16 protein-coding genes and 1 pseudogene are annotated in these 18568 nt (G+C 72.7%); 7 read left to right on the top strand and 10 right to left on the bottom strand.

The window, feature by feature from the left end:
• From OG247_RS31470 to OG247_RS31460, 3 genes are all read right to left on the bottom strand, one after another.
• Positions 1-297 carry a DUF4193 domain-containing protein gene (locus OG247_RS31470; RefSeq protein WP_112451146.1) on the bottom strand — a complete coding sequence of 99 codons (297 nt, stop codon included), beginning with the start codon at positions 295-297 and terminating at the stop codon, positions 1-3.
• 384 nt (positions 298-681) lie between these two features.
• Positions 682-1926, bottom strand: a complete 1245-nt coding sequence (locus tag OG247_RS31465) for a sensor histidine kinase (RefSeq protein WP_267820394.1) — start codon at positions 1924-1926, stop codon at positions 682-684.
• A 5-nt stretch (positions 1927-1931) separates the two neighbouring features.
• Positions 1932-2585 (bottom strand): response regulator transcription factor, encoded by a 654-nt coding sequence (locus tag OG247_RS31460; RefSeq protein WP_112451148.1) that lies wholly within the window; start codon positions 2583-2585, stop codon positions 1932-1934.
• A gap of 270 nt (positions 2586-2855) precedes the next feature.
• Here OG247_RS31460 and OG247_RS31455 point away from each other — a divergent pair, with 270 nt between their 5' ends.
• Positions 2856-3029: a hypothetical protein gene (locus OG247_RS31455; protein ID WP_204357838.1), complete on the top strand. Its 174-nt coding sequence runs from the start codon at positions 2856-2858 to the stop codon at positions 3027-3029.
• A gap of 148 nt (positions 3030-3177) precedes the next feature.
• Here OG247_RS31455 and OG247_RS31450 read toward each other — a convergent pair whose 3' ends face one another.
• Positions 3178-3981, bottom strand: coding sequence for an inositol monophosphatase family protein (locus OG247_RS31450; RefSeq protein ID WP_442813672.1), 804 nt, complete (start codon positions 3979-3981; stop codon positions 3178-3180).
• 67 nt (positions 3982-4048) lie between these two features.
• Positions 4049-5224 (bottom strand): ferrochelatase, encoded by a 1176-nt coding sequence (locus OG247_RS31445; RefSeq protein WP_327255341.1) that lies wholly within the window; start codon positions 5222-5224, stop codon positions 4049-4051.
• A 191-nt stretch (positions 5225-5415) separates the two neighbouring features.
• Between OG247_RS31445 and OG247_RS31440 the strand changes: the two genes are divergently transcribed.
• Both OG247_RS31440 and OG247_RS31435 read left to right on the top strand, forming a co-directional pair.
• The gene (locus OG247_RS31440; protein ID WP_327255340.1) at positions 5416-6678 is read left to right on the top strand and encodes an MFS transporter; all 1263 of its coding nucleotides are present in this window, start codon (positions 5416-5418) and stop codon (positions 6676-6678) included.
• The gene (locus OG247_RS31435; protein ID WP_327255339.1) at positions 6623-7957 is read left to right on the top strand and encodes a D-arabinono-1,4-lactone oxidase; all 1335 of its coding nucleotides are present in this window, start codon (positions 6623-6625) and stop codon (positions 7955-7957) included. Before OG247_RS31440 ends, OG247_RS31435 begins: the two co-directional genes overlap by 56 nt.
• Before the next feature lie 26 nt (positions 7958-7983).
• Here the strand turns inward: OG247_RS31435 and OG247_RS31430 are convergent, their stop codons facing one another.
• A complete protein-coding gene (locus tag OG247_RS31430) occupies positions 7984-8835 on the bottom strand; it encodes a hypothetical protein (protein WP_327255338.1) in 852 nt (283 codons plus the stop codon).
• A gap of 537 nt (positions 8836-9372) precedes the next feature.
• On the opposite strand from OG247_RS31430, the gene sepH reads away from it, so the two are divergent.
• Positions 9373-10386 carry a septation protein SepH gene (gene sepH / locus OG247_RS31425; protein ID WP_327255337.1) on the top strand — a complete coding sequence of 338 codons (1014 nt, stop codon included), beginning with the start codon at positions 9373-9375 and terminating at the stop codon, positions 10384-10386.
• A gap of 54 nt (positions 10387-10440) precedes the next feature.
• On the opposite strand, the gene OG247_RS31420 is transcribed toward sepH, so the two are convergent.
• Positions 10441-11301 carry a sulfurtransferase gene (locus OG247_RS31420; RefSeq protein WP_327255336.1) on the bottom strand — a complete coding sequence of 287 codons (861 nt, stop codon included), beginning with the start codon at positions 11299-11301 and terminating at the stop codon, positions 10441-10443.
• A gap of 194 nt (positions 11302-11495) precedes the next feature.
• Between OG247_RS31420 and OG247_RS31415 the strand changes: the two genes are divergently transcribed.
• A complete protein-coding gene (locus tag OG247_RS31415; protein ID WP_327255335.1) occupies positions 11496-12290 on the top strand; it encodes a VOC family protein in 795 nt (264 codons plus the stop codon).
• 4 nt (positions 12291-12294) lie between these two features.
• Here the strand turns inward: OG247_RS31415 and OG247_RS31410 are convergent, their stop codons facing one another.
• The gene (locus OG247_RS31410; RefSeq protein WP_327255334.1) at positions 12295-14817 is read right to left on the bottom strand and encodes an MDR family MFS transporter; all 2523 of its coding nucleotides are present in this window, start codon (positions 14815-14817) and stop codon (positions 12295-12297) included.
• A 145-nt stretch (positions 14818-14962) separates the two neighbouring features.
• Here OG247_RS31410 and OG247_RS31405 point away from each other — a divergent pair, with 145 nt between their 5' ends.
• Positions 14963-15982, top strand: a complete 1020-nt coding sequence (locus OG247_RS31405; RefSeq protein WP_327255333.1) for a TIGR00341 family protein — start codon at positions 14963-14965, stop codon at positions 15980-15982.
• A gap of 42 nt (positions 15983-16024) precedes the next feature.
• Here the strand turns inward: OG247_RS31405 and OG247_RS44920 are convergent.
• Positions 16025-16405 (bottom strand): annotated as a pseudogene (locus OG247_RS44920) (MgtC/SapB family protein); the annotation flags it as partial.
• 161 nt (positions 16406-16566) lie between these two features.
• Positions 16567-16926 (bottom strand): ArsR/SmtB family transcription factor, encoded by a 360-nt coding sequence (locus tag OG247_RS31400; protein WP_327255332.1) that lies wholly within the window; start codon positions 16924-16926, stop codon positions 16567-16569.
• A 138-nt stretch (positions 16927-17064) separates the two neighbouring features.
• Between OG247_RS31400 and OG247_RS31395 the strand changes: the two genes are divergently transcribed.
• Positions 17065-18450, top strand: coding sequence for an MFS transporter (locus tag OG247_RS31395; RefSeq protein ID WP_327255331.1), 1386 nt, complete (start codon positions 17065-17067; stop codon positions 18448-18450).
• The last annotated feature ends 118 nt before the right edge of the window (positions 18451-18568 follow it).

The following is an 18568-nucleotide window of genomic DNA, read 5'->3' as shown; positions in this document are numbered from 1 at the left end:
TCAGTCGCATTCGCGGCAGATCGGCTGACCGTTCTTCTCGCGTGCCAGCTGGCTGCGGTGGTGCACCAGGAAGCAGCTCGTGCAGGTGAACTCGTCGGCCTGCTTCGGCAGGACCCGTACGGCCAGTTCCTCGTTGGAGAGGTCTGCGCCGGGCAGGTCGAGGCCCTCCGCGTTGTCGATTTCGTCCAGGTCGACGTTCGAGGACGACTTCTCGTTGCGACGAGCCTTCAGCTCTTCGATGCTGTCGTTGTCTACGTCGTCGTCGGTCTTGCGCGGGGTGTCGTAGTCCGTTGCCATAGTTCGCTCTCCCCCTCTGGGATTTAGCGGGTGTCTCAGCGCACGTAACGCGCGAGAGGCCGGACTTGTGCCCGACCTGAGGCGGAGATTTTGCCTCACATCAAGGTCTGTTACTCAATCGACACCCAGCCGCACATTCGGAAGAGCGATTGGCTGGGATGACGACCGGGACCGTACACGGTCCGGGGGCCGTCTTGCACAAACGCCACCCCATGTATTTCCCGCCGCTAGGGGGGCCGGAAACCCGGACTTCCCGGGCTTTCCGGCCCCGCCAAGGTCACTGAACGCATATGACCGGACACTCGACACTGTGATCGATCGCACAGAAGTCACTGCCTTCATGACCCAAGCATTCAGCCAACAGCGAACACGGGGTGGTCGCGCTCACAAGGGCAGAGTGACACGCATCACGAGGCCACCGCCCTCGCGCGGGACCGCCTGGATCCTCCCGCCGTGTGCGCGCGCCACGGAGCGCGCGATGGAGAGGCCGAGCCCGACACCCTTGTCGCTGCCCGTGCGCTCCGTACGCAGCCGTCTGAAGGGCTCGAAGAGGTTGTCCACCTCGTACGCGGGAACCACGGGACCCGTGTTCGATACCAGCAGGACAGCCTGCCCGTGCACGGCCTCGGTGGTGACCTCCACCCAGCCGCCCTCGGGCACGTTGTAGCGAACGGCGTTCTGCACCAGGTTGAGCGCGATCCGCTCCAGCAGCACACCGTTGCCCTGGACGACGGCCAGCGCGCGCTCCCCGCGGATCTCCACGCCCTTGGCCTGCGCCTCCCCGCGCGCCTGGTCGAGGGCGCGCGAGGCCACCTCCGCCAGGTCCACGGGCTTGCGCTCGATGATCTGGTTGTCGCTGCGGGCCAGCAGCAGCAGGCCCTCGACCAGCTGCTCGCTGCGTTCGTTGGTGGCGAGCAGGGTCTTGCCGAGCTGCTGGAGCTCCACTGGAGCCCCGGGATCGGAGAGGTGCACCTCCAGCAGCGTCCGGTTGATGGCCAGCGGGGTCCGCAGCTCGTGCGAGGCGTTGGCCACGAACCGCTGCTGGGCCGTGAAGGCCCGCTCCAGCCGGTCGAGCATCTCGTCGAAGGTGTCGGCGAGCTCCTTGAGCTCGTCGTCCGGGCCGTCGAGCTCGATCCGCCGGGTCAGGTCGGAGCCGACGACCCGGCGGGCGGTCCGGGTGATCTTGCCGAGCGGCGAGAGCACCCGGCCGGCCATCGCGTAGCCGAAGGCGAAGGCGATGATGCTCAGGCCCATCAGCGCCATCAGCGAGCGGCTGAGCAGATCGTCCAGCGCGTGCCGGCGCTGTTCGAGGATGCACGTGTTGATCGCGGCGTTGAACTGGTCGGGCATCTGGCCCGTACCGCTCACGCCGGGACAACTGCTCGTGACCTGGATCGGGCCGCCGCCCACGATCGTGAACGGCAGCGCGTTGCCCTGCCGCAGCGCCTGCGCCGACAGCAGGTAGATGATCGACAGCAGCAGGATGCCGGCGATCAGGAACATCCCGCCGTACAGCAGCGTGAGACGTATCCGGATGGTCGGCCGCAGCCAAGGGAAGGGACCCTCGGGCTGGCCGGGGTCCCAGGTCGGTTTCGGTGGCGCCGCCGGTGGCGCCGGGGTCGCGGCCACCCGCGTCAGATCCGGTAGCCGGAACCGGGGACGGTCACGATGACCGGCGGCTCCCCCAGCTTTCGGCGCAGCGTCATCACCGTCACGCGCACCACGTTGGTGAAGGGATCCGTGTTCTCGTCCCACGCCTTCTCCAGGAGCTGCTCGGCGGACACGACCGTGCCCTCGCTGCGCATGAGGACCTCCAGCACCGCGAACTCCTTCGGCGCCAGCTGCACCTCCTTGCCCTCGCGGAACACCTCGCGCCGGTTCGGGTCGAGCTTGATGCCGGCGCGCTCCAGCACGGGGGGCAGCGCGACCGTGGTCCGGCGGCCGAGGGCCCGTACCCGGGCGGTGAGCTCGGTGAACGCGAAGGGCTTGGGCAGGTAGTCGTCCGCCCCGATCTCCAGGCCCTCGACCCGGTCGCTCACGTCGCCGGAGGCCGTCAGCATGAGCACGCGGGTGGGCATGCCGAGCTCCACGATCTTCCGGCACACGTCGTCGCCGTGCACGAGCGGGAGATCCCGGTCGAGCACGACCACGTCGTAGTCGTTCACTCCGACGCGCTCCAGGGCCGCGGCGCCGTCGTACACGACGTCCACGGCCATGGCCTCCCGGCGCAGTCCGGTGGCCACCGCATCGGCGAGCAGCTGCTCGTCCTCGACGACGAGTACGCGCACGTCGTTTCCTTCCTCAGAGCCCGTCAGGGCAGGGGTGTCATGTGGCCTCCATCCTGCCCCTTTCGCCGGTAAACCGGCTGTAAGACGCCGCTCGCCGGTGGCCGGGGGGCGACTCGGGAGGTGACTCCAGGGACGGAAGTGAGGATTCCCTCGCCTTACGAGGTTTCTGGGGCCAAGGCGGCGGGGAGGACGACTTCACACCCCGAACACCTCCCTGACGGCGCACTGCCACGTGCCGCCGCCGACCCACGAAGAGGGGGCGAACCCATCATGGACGCATTCACCGCGGGTCTCCTGCAGCGCATCAGGAGCACACAGTCGGACCTCAGGCAGGCTCGCGAGACGGGCGACGACTTCCTCGTGGAAGTGGAACAGGCGGAGCTGGAAGACCTCCAGCGCATCGCCGCCGATCACGGCGTTCCGGTCACCGTCTCCGCCTGCTGATTCCAGCCGCCGTACCCACACCCCCCGGACCCCGGAGGCCGCCACCCGGCCGCCGGGGTTCCTTCATGCCCTGTGACGTGCCCTGTGACGTGCCCTGCTGCGTGCCTGTGACGTGCCCTGGAGCCCGTCCCGGGGGGCCGGCGCCCGCTCAGTCGTGCCAGGCCCCGGCTTCCTCCAGCAGCGGCCGCAGCGAGGCGAACACCGCGGGGGTCGCGGCCAGCGCGAGCTCGCCCGAGGCGGGCTCTCCGGGCCTGCCGCCCGTGACCGCGCCGGCCTCCCGCGCGATCAGCTCGCCCGCCGCCAGGTCCCAGGGGTTCAGCCCGCGCTCCCAGTACCCGTCCAGCCGTCCGGCGGCCACGTCGCACAGGTCGATCGCCGCCGAACCGCCGCGCCGGACGTCCCGGACCAGCGGGATGATCCGCTGCGCGACGTCGGCCTGGTGCGCCCGGCGGCTCTGGACGTACGCGAATCCGGTGCCGATCAGCGCCTGGTCCAGCGGGGCGGCCGGCCGGCAGGCGAGGCGGACCCCGCCCAGCCAGGCCCCGCGGCCCAGCACCGCGTGGTACGTCTCCCCGCGCATCGGCGCCGCCACGACCCCGGCCACCGTCCGGCCGCGGTACTCGGCCGCGATGGACACGCCCCAGGTCGGCAGCCCGTAGAGGTAGTTCACCGTGCCGTCGAGCGGGTCGATGACCCACCGCACGCCGCTGGTGCCCACCGATTCGGAGCCCTCCTCGCCCAGCAGCCCGTCCTCGGGCCGCCGCTCCCCGAGGATGCCGGTGATCAGCTTCTCGGCCGCGATGTCCATCTCGGTCACCACGTCGATCGGGCTCGTCTTGGTCGAGGCGACCGCCAGATCGGCGGGCCGCCCGTCCCTCAGCAGCGCGCCCGCCCGGCCGGCCGCCTCCAGGGCCACGTCCAGCAGTTCGGTCTTCAGTTCTTCGGAGATCACGTCTTCGGAGATCACGCCCGGCTCCCGTTCCTCGACTCGTACGGACTTCACTGCGCTCACCGGCCTGCTACGCGTAGGGGCTGTCCACGCCCGCGGCCGCCGGCCGGGGTCCGCGCGCCGGGCAGCAGCCCACCGCGCACAGGTCGTGGCCGGCTCCGAGCAGCCCGAGCGCGCAACGCTCCACGGCCTCCCCGCGTTCCGCCGCGGCCCGCTCCAGCACGAGGTCCCGTACCGCCGCCGCGAACCGGGGGTCGGCGCCGACCGTGGCCGAGCGGGCGACGGGCAGCCCCAGCTCGGCGGCCTTCGCCGTCGCCTCCGTGTCGAGGTCGTACAGCACCTCCATGTGGTCCGAGACGAAGCCGATCGGCACCATGACCACCGCCGGGGCGCCCGCCGTGTGCAGGGCCTCCAGGTGGTCGCAGATGTCCGGCTCCAGCCACGGGACGTGCGGGGCGCCGCTGCGCGACTGGTAGACGAGCTCCCAGGGCAGCTCGGTGCCGGTCTCGGCGCGGACCGCGTCGGCGATCAGCTTCGCGACGTCCAGGTGCTGCTTGACGTAGGCCCCGCCCTCGCCGTTCGCGGTGTGGTCCTCGACCGGGCCGGAGGTGTCCGCGGCCGCGTTCGGGATGGAGTGCGTGGTGAAGGCCAGGTGCGCGCCGGAGCGGACCTCCTCGGGCAGCGAGGCCAGGGAGGCGAGCACCCCGTCGATCATGGGCTGCACGAAGCCGGGGTGGTTGAAGTAGTGCCGCAGCTTGTCGACCTTCGGCAGGTCGGCCTCGGCCACGCCCTCCTCGACCAGCAGCGCGAGCGCGTCCGCGAGGTTCTCGCGGTACTGCCGGCAGCCCGAGTACGAGGCGTAGGCGCTGGTCGCGAGCACGGCGATGCGGCGGCGCCCGTCGGCGGCCATCTCGCGCATCACGTCGTTCAGGTACGGGGCCCAGTTGCGGTTGCCCCAGTAGACCGGCAGGTCCAGCCCGTGCCCGGCGAAGTCCTTGCGCAGGGCGTCCAGCAGCTCGCGGTTCTGGCCGTTGATCGGGCTGACGCCGCCGAAGCCGAAGTAGTGCTGCCCGACCTCCTTGAGCCGCTCGCGCGGGATGCCGCGCCCGCGCGTGACGTTCTCCAGGAACGGCACGACGTCGTCGGGCCCCTCGGGGCCGCCGAAGGACAGCAGCAGGAGGGCGTCGTAGGGGGCGGCGGGGCCTTCGGCCGAGCCGGGGGCGCAGGCGCGGAGCTGGTCAGACATGCTTCGAATCCTGCCACCCGCCGCCGCCGCGCGGAAAACAGGCCCGGCGTCCGGGACCGCTCGGCCCGGGGTACGGACCGCTCGGCCCGAGGTACGGGCCCCTCCGGCCGCTGTCCGGTTCCTCCCCGCGCGGGCGGCTTGGGTGCGGCCGTAACCTGTATGGGCCAATGACGTCCCTTACGGAGGGCACCTTGCCCAGTCCCTACCGCGCGATCTTCGCCGCCCCCGGGAGCCGGGGCTTCAGCGCGGCCGGCCTCATAGGCCGGCTGCCGCTCTCCATGGTCGGCATCGGCATCCTGACGATGATCTCCGAGCTCACCGGCCGGTACTCGCTGGCCGGCGCCCTCACCGCCACCCTCGCGCTCTCCGCCGCCGCGATGGGCCCGCAGGTCTCGCGCCTGGTCGACCAGTACGGCCAGCGCCGCGTCCTGCGCCCGGCGAGCCTGCTCGCGGTCCTCGCCGTCTCCGGGCTGCTGCTGTGCGCGGCCAACCACGCGCCCGACTGGACGCTGTTCGTCTTCGCCGCGCTCGCGGGCTGCGTACCCAGCGTGGGCGCGATGATCCGGGCCCGGTGGACGGCCATCTACCGGGACTCGCCGCGCGAACTGCACACGGCGTACTCCCTGGAGTCCGTCCTGGACGAGGTCTGCTTCATCTTCGGGCCGATCCTGGCCATCGGACTCTCCACCACCTGGTTCCCCGAGGCGGGCCCGCTGGTCGCCGCGGTCTGCCTGCTGGTGGGCGTGTGGTGGCTGACCGCGCAGCGCGCCACCGAGCCGGCCCCGCACCCGCGCGGCGAGGACGCCGACCGGGCCTCGGCGCTGCGCTCCCCCGGACTCCAGGTGCTGGTGGCCACCTTCGTGGCCACCGGGGCCATCTTCGGCTCCATCGACGTGGTCACGCTGGCCTTCGCCGAGGAGCAGGGGCACAAGGCGTGGGCCAGCTTCATCCTCGCCGTCTGGGCGGTCGGTTCCTGCCTCGCCGGCATCGTCTTCGGCCTGCTGCACCTCAAGGGCAAGGCCGAACGCAGGTGGGTGCTGGGCATCTGTGCGATGGCCGTGAGTATGATCCCCCTCCTACTGGCCGGGAACCTTCCGTTTCTGGCCGTGGCGCTCTTCGTTTCGGGCCTCGCCATCGCTCCCACGATGATCACCACGATGGCCCTGATCGAGGCGCACGTACCACGCGCGAAGCTGACCGAGGGGATGACCTGGACGGGCACCGGGCTCGCGGTCGGGGTCGCGCTCGGGTCCTCCGTGGCCGGCTGGGTCATCGACGCCGCCGGCGCGAAGACCGGGTACGTCGTCTCCATCTCGGCGGGGGCCGCCGCGGCGGCGGTTGCGTTCGCGGGTTACCGCCGGCTGACGAGGCCGGCGCAAGGGGAGGAGCCTTCCAACGATGGCGACGACGGGGACAACAGGCAGCAGCGGGACACGGACCGCCGCGTGGCATAACTGGGCGGGCAACGTCAGCGCGACGCCCGCGCGCGTGGTCACCCCGGCATCGGTCGGGGAGCTCCGGGAGGCGGTCCGCCGGGCCGCCACGGACGGGCTGAAGGTGAAGGCGGTCGGCACCGGCCACTCCTTCACCGCGGCCGCCGCGACCGACGGCGTACTGGTCCGCCCGCAGGCGCTGGCCGGGATCCAGGTGATCGACCGGAACGCCGGGACCGTCACCGTGGCGGCGGGCACGGTCCTCAAGGACCTCAACCTGGCCCTCGCCGAGGAGGGCCTGTCGCTCACCAACATGGGCGACATCATGGAGCAGACGGTCTCGGGCGCCACCAGCACCGGAACCCACGGAACCGGCCGCGACTCGGCCTCCATCGCCGCCCAGATCCGCGGGCTGGAACTGGTCACGGCGGACGGGGCACTGCTCACCTGCTCCGAGAAGGAGAATCCGGACGTCTTCGCGGCGGCCCGCCTCGGCATAGGAGCCCTCGGCGTCGTCACCGCGATCACCTTCGCCGTGGAACCGCTCTTCTTCCTGACCGCCCGTGAGGAGCCGATGACCTTCGACCGGGTGACGGCCGAGTTCGACCAGCACCACGCGGAGAACGAGCACTTCGAGTTCTACTGGTTCCCGCACACCGGCAACTGCAACACCAAGCGCAACAACCGCAGCCAGGGCCCGGCCGCCCCGCCCGGAGCGGTCTCCGCCTGGGTCGAGGACGAGCTGCTGTCCAACGGCCTCTTCCAGGCCGTCAACTCCTTCGGCCGCGCCGTCCCGGCGGCCATCCCCTCCATCGCCCGGATCGCGAGCCGCGCCCTGTCTGCGCGCACCTACACGGACATCCCGTACAAGGTGTTCACCAGCCCGCGCCGGGTGCGGTTCGTGGAGATGGAGTACGCCCTTCCGCGCGAGCGCGTCGTCGAGGCGCTGCGGGAGCTGAAGGCCATGGTGGACCGCTCCGGCCTGCGGATCAGCTTCCCGGTGGAGGTGCGGACGGCTCCGGCGGACGACATCACCCTGTCGACGGCCTCGGACCGCGAGAGCGCGTACATCGCGGTGCACATGTACAAGGGCACCCCGTACCAGGCCTACTTCACGGCCGCCGAGCGGATCTTCACCGAGTACGGCGGACGGCCGCACTGGGGCAAGGTGCACACGCGCGACGCGGAGTACTTCGCCCGGGTTTACCCGCGCTTCGGGGAGTTCACCGCGCTCCGGGACCGGCTGGACCCGAACCGGGTCTTCGGCAACGACTACCTGCGGCGCGTTCTGGGGGACTGAGCCTCGGGGACTGAGCCCGGGCGACCTCAGGGCGTCTGCGACTCCTGGCCGGCGCCCGTGCCGCTGCCCGTACCGCTGCCCGGTGTCGGCTTCCCGGTGCCCGGCGTGGGAGTCGGGGTCGGGGTGGGCGTCGGGGTCGGCGTGGGCGTCGGAGTCGGGGTGGGGGTCGGGGTCGGGGTGGGGTCCGGTGAACCCGAGGGGTCCGGGTCGGGCTTCGGGGTGTGGTTGCCGTTCGAGTGCGAGGGGCTCGGGGAGTTCCCGGTGTCCGGGGTCTTCCCGCCCTTCTCGCCGGCGCCCGTGCCCGACGGGCCCTCGGGCCGGTCGGGCTTGTGGTCGCGGGCCGTTCCGACGCCGCCGGTGAGGAGCGTCTTGCCGTCCGCGCTCACCGAGGTGCCGGCCACCGCCTCGTAGGTCCCCAGCCCGCCGAGCGCTATGGCGAAGGCCGCGCCGGAAGCCACTGCCGTCCGCTTCCAGCCCCGCATCCGGGTGCCGTGGACGGTGCCCGCGCCGAACTCCTCGTCGGGCAGCGGGCCGCCGCCGGAAACGGTGCCCAACAGCATCGTGCCGTCCGGTGCCCGCCCCGCGGGGGTGGCACCGGGCCCGTCGACGGGGACCTGACGGGCCTTCGGCCGGGCCGTCTCGCGGAGCTGGTCGCCGGTGCGGCGGAAGAAGTGCTGGATGACGGGTCCGCCCGCGGTGGCCACCACGCTCACCACGCCGGCGCCGAGGATGGTCCCGTAGACGCCCATCTGCGAGGCCAGCAGGGCCGCCGCGACCGTGGCGAGGGAGGAACCCGCGACCTGAGCCGCACTCAGATCGAGCTTCTTCTTCTCCTTCTCCCGCTCCGGTTCCACGTCCAGCACCGTCTTCTGACCCATCGCCATCCCCTGCGTGTCCTGCCCCTCGCGCTCCAACGCCTTCTCCCGTTACTGACACATCAGCGAAACGGATAGTTCCGTTTCCGGAGATTCTGTGAAGCAGGACACCCGAAAACGGGCGCACGCGCAGGTCCGGCCGGATGCGGCCCCGATCCAGGGCAGCCCAACTCCCGCCGTCCGAGACAAGTTCGGCGGCGCGGCGGTCCACCCGGGTGGCCCGAATGGAGTACTGTGGCGAGCCCTGGGGCCGTCCTTCCTTTCGGATGTCCGGACTCGGGAGAGGGGCCGGCTGATGGAAAAACGGCACTCGAGACCGGCGATGCCGCGGTTTTGCACGGGATCCTGCTGCGCACAGTAATCGTTCGGTCACTGTGCGTGCCCAACAGGTAACCGTGCCATAACAGCGATCAAGGGCGCATGCCCGACACGCCGGTTTAACTCGGCAAGGTAGTGGCAGGCTGCACCCGGGCAGGCCACACTCGACTAGCGGAAGCAGCGACGCACGTGACGTCGGCAGGCACCACCCGGGAGGTCCCCATGCCCGAACTGCGTGTCGTGGCCGTCTCAAATGACGGCACACGACTGGTGCTCAAGGCTGCGGACAGCACGGAGTACACGCTTCCGATCGACGAGCGTCTCCGGGCTGCCGTGCGCAACGACCGTGCGCGCCTGAACCAGATCGAGATCGAGGTGGAGAGCCACCTCCGCCCCCGCGACATCCAGGCCCGCATACGGGCCGGTGCCTCCGCGGAGGAGGTCGCTCAGCTCGCCGGCATCCCCGTCGACCGCGTACGCCGCTTCGAGGGCCCCGTGCTCGCCGAGCGCGCGTTCATGGCGGAGCGGGCCCGCAAGACCCCCGTGCGCCGGCCCGGCGAGAACACCGGTCCCCAGCTCGGCGAGGCCGTGCAGGAAAGGCTCTCGCTGCGCGGGGCAGAGAAGGAATCCGTCCAGTGGGACTCCTGGCGCCGCGACGACGGCACCTGGGAGGTCCTGCTGGTCTACCGGGTCGCGGGCGAACCGCACTCGGCGAGCTGGACGTACGACCCGCCGCGCCGGCTGGTCGTGGCCGTGGACGACGAGGCCCGCTCGCTGATCGGCGAGTCGGACGACCTGCCGGCGACCCCGGAGCCGAGCTTCCCGTTCGTGCCGAGGATCGCGCGGCTGCCCCGGGACCGGCCGCTGGACCGGGCGCTCGACCGTCAGATGGAACGCCCCACGCCGCCCCCTCCGCCGGAGCCGGAGGCCGAGGAGGAGCGGGACACGCTGACGGCCCTGCTCGAGGCGGTACCGAGCTTCCGCGGCGACCTGGTCGTTCCGGAGCCGGTGACGGAGCCGGAGGTGGAGGAGCCGCCCGCCGCTTCGGCGTCGGCCGGTGCGGGTTCCGCGTACGCGGACGTCCTGATGCCGCGCACCGTGGCGGGACACCGGGACCGGCTGACGGGCACGACCGACCGGCAGGCCGAGGCCGACGGGGTCCGACCGGGCCGCCGCGCGGCGGTGCCGAGCTGGGACGAGATCGTCTTCGGCACCCGCCGCAAGAAGCAGGAGTAGCACGGGTCTTGCCCGGTCCCCGATGGGGGCCGGGCAAGATCTGAAAGAGACGCCCTAGCCCGGCAGTTCGCCGACCGCCACCTCGCGCGTCGGGTCCGCGGACCATTCCGACCAGCTGCCCGCGTACAGCGCCGCCGGGATGCCCGCCGCCGCCAGGGCCAGGACCTCGTGGGCCGCCGAGACGCCCGAGCCGCAGTAGACACCGACCGGGGTGGCGGTGTCGGCGTGCACGCCGAGGCCCTCGAAGCGGGCCCGCAGGGCGTCGCGGTCCAGGAGCAGCCCGTCGGGTCCCGCGTTCTCCGTGGTCGGCGCCGACAGCGCCCCCGGGATGTGGCCACCGACCGGGTCGATCGGTTCGACTTCGCCGCGGTACCGCTCGCCCGCCCGTGCGTCCAGCAGCACACCCGTCCGGGCCAGCGCCGCCGCCCCGTCCGCGTCCAGCAGTCCGATGGCACCCGGATTTGGCTTGAAATCGCCCTCGCTCACAGGAGTGATCCCGGCCGACAGCGGACCGTCACCGGCCTTCCACGCGGTCAGGCCCCCGTCCAGGACCCGTACGCGCGGGTGACCCGTCCAGCGCAACAACCACCACGCGCGCGCCGCGGCCCAGCCCTGGCCGCCGTCGTACACGACCACCGGCACGTCCGCCGAAACCCCGGCCCGCCTCATCACCGCCCCGAACTCCTCCGGATCCGGCAGCGGGTGCCGGCCGCCGGAGCCCGCCGGACCTGCCAGTTCCGCGTCGAGGTCGACGTAGACGGCGTTCGGGAGGTGTCCGGCCTCGTACTCGGGCCGCAGGTTCGGGCCTCCGAGCTGCCAGCGGACGTCGAGGAGCACCGGCGGCAGCGGGCCGGCCAGCTCCTCCTTCAGGTCGGCGGCGGAGACGAGCGGGGAGCGGGGCGGGTTCGCAGTCATGCGGGCCATTTTGCTCCCCGCCACACACCCCGCGTAACAAGCTGTACATCGACGGGCCGGGACGGGCCGCACTGATCCGGTCATCTCTCCCGGCTCCCGCGAAACCCGGCCGGTCGGGGCGCGCCGGGCCCCCCGGAGTGGAAGCATCAGCTCCGGGAAGGGTCACGAGCGTGACGACGGAGGAGACGGCTGACATGACCGAGGCATCGGAAGCAACGCGGCGCACGCCCGGCACGCCGTGCTGGGCGAGCCTGATGGTGCACGGCCTCGGGACGACCGAGGAGTTCTACGCCGACCTGTTCGGCTGGGAGTACGAGCCCGGCCCCGAGCAGCTCGGCCCGTACGTCCGGGCCATGCTCGGCGGGCGGGAAGTGGCCGGCATCGGCGAGATGCCGCCGGACCGGCAGCTCCCGGTGGCCTGGACCACGTACCTGGCCACGGACGATGCCGACGCCACGGCCGAATCCATCCGCTCCTGCGGCGGCACGGTCGCGGTGGGCCCGCTCGACGCCGGGATCGCGGGACGGGTGGCGATCTGCTCGGACCCGCTGGGCGCGATCTTCGGGCTCTGGCAGGCGGCGTCCCACCTCGGCACCCGGCTGGCCGGAGGGCCCGGCACCCCGGTGTGGCACGAGCTGGTCACGCAGGACACCTCGACGGTCGGGAAGTTCTACGAGCACGTCTTCGGCCACGAGGCCCTCGCGCATCCCGGCGCGGGCGATGCCGCCGACGAATTCGACTACCTCACCCTGTCCCTGCGGGGCCGGCCGGTGGCCGCCGTGCACGGGGTCGGCCGCTCGCTGCCCCACGACCGGGGGCCGCACTGGATGACGTACTTCGAGGTGGAGGACACCGACGCGGCGGCCGCCCTGGTCCTGCGGCTCGGCGGCCGGATCGTCCAGCCGCCGCGCGAGGGGCTGAGCGGCCGGCTGGCCGTGGTCACGGACCCGGAGGGCGCGGTGTTCACGCTCGTACGCGGCCGGGGCTGATCACCTACCGGGACGGCCCGGCGGCCTGCGGAGCGTCGCTCCGTGAGGGCCTGGCGTTCACCATCAGGCCGGCGAGGAGGGCCGCGAGCAGCACTCCGCCGAACGCCCACCAGAGGGTGGCGGTGTAACCGCTCACCAGGTACTCGTCCACCTCGTCGTACGACCCGGCCCGCGAGCGGCCGGCGAAGACGGCGGCGAGCACCGCGCCACTGATCGCCTCGCCCAGGTGGAGGGCCGTCATGACGGCCGCCGAGGCGGCCCCGACGTGCCGCGGGGCGACGCCGTTGGTCGCGGTGGCGAGGATCGGGGCGAAAGCCAGGCCGGTGCCGAGGCCGGCGAGGATCGTGCCGGGCAGCACCCGGGCCTCGTACACGCCGTTGACCTCCAGGCCGGTCAGGAGCAGCAGCCCGGCGGCCGTGAGCACCAGCCCGGCCGCGATCAGGACGTTGGGCGCGGCGCGGTGGAGCAGTCGGCCGGAGATCTGGGTGGATCCGATGACGACTGCCGCGAACATGGGGAGCAGGAGCAACCCGATCACGCTCGGGGCGTAGCCGAGTACGTACTGCAGGTGGAAACTCACGGACAGGAACAGGATCAGGAGGCCGGCCCCGGCCAGGAGCAGGGCGAGGAGGCTGCCGGCGCGGTTGCGGTCCCCCAGGACGTACGGGGGCAGGAGCGGGTGCGCAGACCTGGTCTGCCGCTGCAGGAAGACCGCGAGCAGGACGGCGCCGACCGCGACCGGGAGCAGCGCCAGGGGGGCGCCCCAGCCGTGCGACTCGCTCGCGCCGAGGCCGTAGACGAGGGCGGCGACCGCGCTGGAGCCGAGCAGCACGCCGGGCACGTCGAGGCGGGCGCCGCCGGGGGCCGGGCGGTCGTGCGGCAGGGCGAGGGCGCAGATCAGGGCGATCACCGCGATGGGGACGGCGGCGTACAGCGCCACCTCCCAGGCCAGGCCCTCGACGAGCCATCCGCTCGCGAACAGCACGAGCGCGGAACCGCCGCCCACGAGCGTGGCGTAGATCCCGAATGCCTTGCCGCGTTCCTTGGGGTCGGTGAAGCCCGCGGCCACCAGGGCGAGTCCGGCCGGGGTCACCAGCGCGCCGAAGACGCCCTGCAGGACGCGGGCCGCGACGAGCACCCCGCCGGAACCGCCGGCGGCGCCGAGCGCGCAGGCCGCCGCGAATCCGACCAGGCCGATGAGCATCGTCCGCCGCCGCCCCAAGAGGTCCACGAGGTGCCCACCGAACAGGAGCACCGCGCCGAAGGCGACCACGTACGCGGTGAAGAACGGACCCGGGCCGTCGATGCGGAGGTCCCTGTGGAGGCCCGGCAACGCCGCACTGAAGAGCGTCGCTTGGAACACCACCATCAGCTGCGCGAGAGCGGCCACCGCCAGGCCCCGCCAGCGCTTGGAGTGTGGGGAGGCGGACTCCCCGGAGGCCGTGGAAGGCGTCGCGGTCCAGCCGCCGCCGGTGGGGACCGGGGGCGGCCCGAACCCCTGCGCGGGGCCGAAGTCCGCGGGGGCCGTGGGGGCGTACTCGGGCGGCGGGGGCACGGGGAGCCAGGGCTCGGGGCGCGCGGACGGGACGCGGGGGTCGGCCTGCGCGGCGGGGGGCTCGGCGGGCATCGCGGGGGCGAAGTCCAGCAGCTCGGCGGCGTGGCGGCCGAGTTGGGCGAGCACCGTGCCGGGAAGCCATTCCCCGGCCCGGTCCGGCGACGTGCGTTCGACCACCTGCCGGGGCGTGGGCCGCCGGGCCGGGTCCTTGTGCAGGCAGGCGCGTACGAGCTCGATGAGCTCCTCCGGCACGCCGGTCAGGTCCGCCTCCTCCTCGGCGACCCGGAAGAGGTGGGCGTTCAGGCCGGTGTCCGCGGCGCCGAAGAGGAGCCGTCCGGTGGCGGCGTAGACGAGGACGGCCCCGAGGCAGAAGACGTCGCTGGCGGGGGTGAGTTCGAGGCCGCGGACCTGCTCCGGCGACATGAACCCGGCCGAGCCGATCAGCATGCCGGTGTGGGTGAGCAGGCTGTCCCCGGCGAGGCTGTCCATCGCCCGGGCGATGCCGAAGTCGATGACGCGCGGGCCGTCGACGGTGACCAGGACGTTGGAGGGCTTGAGGTCGCGGTGGATCAGGCCCGCCTCGTGCACGGCTTGCAGGGCGAGGGCGAGCCGGTTGGCGAGGGTGCGCACCGAGTGCTCGGGCAGCGGCCCGAAGTCCTTGGCGACCACGGCGTGCAGGTCGGGCCCCGGGATGTACTGGGTCGCCACCCAGGGCACGGCGGCCTCGGGGTCCGCGTCGAGCACGGCCGCGGTCCAACTCCCGCCCACCCGACGTGCGGCGGCCACTTCCCGGGCGAAGCGCCTGCGGAACTCCGGGTTCCCGGCGTACTCGGCCTGCACGACCTTCACCGCGACGGTGCGCCCGCCCTCGGAGCGGCCGAGGTACACCAGGCCCATGCCGCCGGCACCCAGCCGGGCGATCAGACGGTACGGGCCGATACGGGTCGGGTCTTCGACGATCAGCTGATCCACGCGATGAGGATAGTGCGGCTATCCAATGCGTGCAGGCGCATTGACGGAATCGGCAGAACGCGCAGGGAGCCGCACTCTCCTTCACCACCCACACGACAGAACGGAACATATGATGACATTTCATCAACCATGAGGGCAGGCCGTCATGCCACGAGTCGACGCCACCGCCGCGGACCGGATGGTCACGGCCCTGTTCATCGAACGCGCCTGGCGCAGCCCCAGCTCCACCCGCTTCTGGGTCCTGCTCGTACTCGCGGCGGTCATCGCGTCCGCGGGCGTCGTCGGGGACTCGACGGCGACCGTGATCGGAGCGATGATCGTCGCCCCGCTGATGACCCCGATCCTCGGCAGCGCGCTCGCACTGGTCCTCGCCGACCGGCACCAAGTGGTGCGCTGCGCGCTCCTGGTGCTCGGCGGGGCCCTGACGGTGGTGGCCATCGGCATGCTGATGGGGTGGCTCGTGTCGCCGCCCGACGCCTTCGCCTCGAACAGTCAGGTCTCCTCGCGCATCAGCCCCCGGCTGATCGACCTGGTCGCCGCCCTGGCCACCGGAACGGTCGGAGCCTTCGCCCTGGTGCGCTCCGACATCTCCGACACCCTCCCGGGGGTGGCGATCGCCATCTCCCTGGTGCCGCCCCTGGCCGTCACCGGGCTCCTGATCACCACGCACCGCTTCCACGACGCGAGCCAGTCCGCGCTCCTGTTCGCCACCAACGTCGCGGCCATCGTCGCCACCGGAACGGTGGTCTTCCTCGCCTACGGGGTCCGGGCCGGCGCCGGGGAGGCCGGCATCGCGGTGGGCGCGTTCCGCGGCCGGACCCTGGCCGCGGTCGCGGCCATCGTGCTGCTGGTCGCCGTACCGCTCAGCGTCGGCACCCTCTCCGTCGCCCGGGACCGCGCGCTCGCGGCGAACGCGCGGCCGGTGGCCGAGCGGTGGGCCGCCGCGGGCAACTGGCAGATCGCCTCGGTCGAGGCCCGCAGCGGAGTCGTCGTGGTGGGCGTACTGGGACTGCCGCCGCAGCCCGCCCCCACCGCGCTGCGCGAAGCGCTGGACCGCCAGGGCATGCGGGACGCCGCGCTCGAACTCCACCTGGTCGGCGGGCGTACCCACTGGTGCCCGGCGGACAGCGCCACGTGCACGGTCCGCGACTCCTCCCGCACCTGATCCGGCCGGGGGGAGGCAGGGGATGTGGCGGGTCTCCAGCGCCAGGATCACGAAGGCCGTGGCCGAGGCCGCCAGCGCGAGGCGGCCTTGACCGGCGGCCGCGCCGATCGCGGCCGCCGCGAAGATCGCTCCGGCAGTGGTCACCCCGTGGACGAGGTCGCCCTCGGTGCGGCTCTGCCGGAAGACCAGGCCGCCTCCGATGAACCCGACGCCGGTGACGACTCCCGCGAGGGCGTTGGGTGCGCCGTCCAGGGCGAGAACGGCCACGAGGGCGGCGCCCACGCCGATCATGGAGAAGGTCCGGTTGCCCGCGACGGCCCCCCTCAGGGTGCGTTCGAAGCCGAGGAGGTAGGTGAGGGCGAAGGCCACCGTGAGGTGGCCGATCGTGACGAGGGTGGAGGTGTCCGTCTGTCGGTAGTCCATCGGCCGCCCTTCCGGTGTCTCCTACGCACTCCCGCACGCCCGTGCGCACTCCCGTGCACTCCCGTGCACTCCTGCGCAGGGGGCGGCACGAGGCGGCACGGCTGTCCGTGCCAGTAGAGCGCGCGGGGGCCGGCCGGGGCGCCGGGCCCGCCGCCGCGGGGTCAGTTGTGCGGGGCCGTTCCGCTGACCCGGTGGTCGGCGTGGCTGAGGGCTTCCAGGACGAGTCGGCGCAGATGCCCGTCGCGCAGGCTGTAGTGGATGCGCCGGCCCTCGCGGCGGGTGTCGACGAGGCCCGCCAGCCGCAGTTTCGCCAGGTGCTGGCTCACCGCGGTCCTCGACGCGGCGCAGCGCTCCGCTAGCGAGCCGACGTCCGACTCCTCCTGGGCGAGCAGCCACAGGAGGTGCAGCCGGGTGATGTCCGAGAGCATCGCGAAGACCTCGGTCGCCTCGGCGAGACGCGCCCTGTCGGGATCCCGTAGGTGCGCATCGGGTGCAGGTGGCTGAGGTTCGCGAGCTGGCATACCCCACAGGGTAGGTCGCTCCGCGGAGGCGCAGGGGGAGGGCGGAGCCGCAATCCACCAGACATGTGCGCAGATGCGCATGTGTGGATACATTGGAGGCCTCGCCCTCGCCCATCCACCCGGCCCGGAGGGAACCGCATGCCGAGCGTGCTGCGCGACCGCACCTACCGCCGCCTGTTCGGCGCCCAGGTCATCGCCCTGACCGGCACCGGCCTGGCCACCGTGGCCCTCGGCCTGCTCGCGTACGACCTCGCGGGCGCCGACGCGGGTTCGGTGCTCGGGACGGCGCTCGCGATCAAGATGGTGGCGTACGTCGCCATCGCCCCGGCGATCGCCGCGGTGGCCGACCGGCTGCCGCGCCGGGCCCTCCTGGTCGGCTCCGACCTGGTCAGGGCGGGGGTCGCACTGTTCCTGCCGTTCGTGGGCCAGGTGTGGCAGGTCTACGCCCTGATCTTCCTGCTGCAAACCGCCTCGGCCGCCTTCACCCCGGCCTTCCAGGCCCTGATCCCCGACGTCCTGCCGGAGGAGCGCGCCTACACGCGGGCCCTGTCCCTCTCCCGGCTCGCCTACGACCTGGAGAGCCTCTTCAGCCCCGCGCTCGCGGCCGCGCTGCTGTCGGTGGTCAGCTACGACCGGCTGTTCCTCGGTACGGCGGCCGGCTTCCTCGCCTCGTCCGCGCTCGTGGTGTCCGCCGCCCTGCCCCGGCGGGCGCGGGCCGTCTCCGCGTCGGGTCCGGGCGGGTACGCCAAGGCCACCGCGGGGACGCGGCTGTTCCTCCGCGCCCCGCAGCTGCGGTCCCTGCTGGCGATGAACCTCGCGGTCGCGGCCGCCGGAGCCGTGGTCACGGTCAACTCCGTCGTGTACGTACGGGACTTCCTGGGGCTGTCCGCCGAGTCGGTCGCCCTCGCCCTCGGCGCGTACGGAGCCGGGTCCATGGCCGTGGCCCTGGCACTGCCGCGAATCCTGGAGAACCGCCCGGACCGGCGGGTGATGCTGACCGGCGCCCTGCTGCTCCCCGCGGCCTTCGGCGCCCTCGGCTTCATCACCTCCGCGCACGGCGGCGGTTGGCGCTGGCCCGCGCTGCTGGGCACCTGGGCGGCCTTCGGGGCGGCCTGCTCGATGGTGCTCACGCCTGCGGGCCGGGTGCTCCGGCGGGCCACGCCGGAAGGGGACCGCACCGCGGTGTTCGCCGCCCAGTTCTCCCTGTCGCACGCCGCCTGGCTGCTGACCTATCCGCTCGCGGGCTGGGTCGGCGCGAAGGGCGGGCTCGGATGGGCGACGGCGGCCCTCGGCGCGATCGCACTCGCCGCCGCGGCCCTCGCCGCCCGTCTGTGGCCGGCCGCGGCCGGGCACCCCGGCTGCGCGGGGGCGGAGGCGGAGGCGGGCCGGGGCCACGTACACGAGCACGAGCACACCGGGCTGACGCCCGGGCATCCGCACCTCCACGGGGCCCGCCGGGCCGGGGCGGGGTGGCGGCACAGCCACCACCACTTCACCGACGAGCTGCACGCCGCCCATGGCTGACCTGGGGAACGTACGACCGACGGACTGAATTCGATCACCCATTAGTCATAAAGGATCACGCCCGATGCACCCTTCCTGACCATTTGTGTGAATAGATCACCGCACTGGTCCTCCTTGG

Source organism: Streptomyces sp. NBC_01244 (assembly GCF_035987325.1).
Classification (GTDB): domain Bacteria; phylum Actinomycetota; class Actinomycetes; order Streptomycetales; family Streptomycetaceae; genus Streptomyces.
Note: the sequence above shows the minus strand (reverse complement) of the source record. Positions and strands in the feature narration are given on the sequence as shown.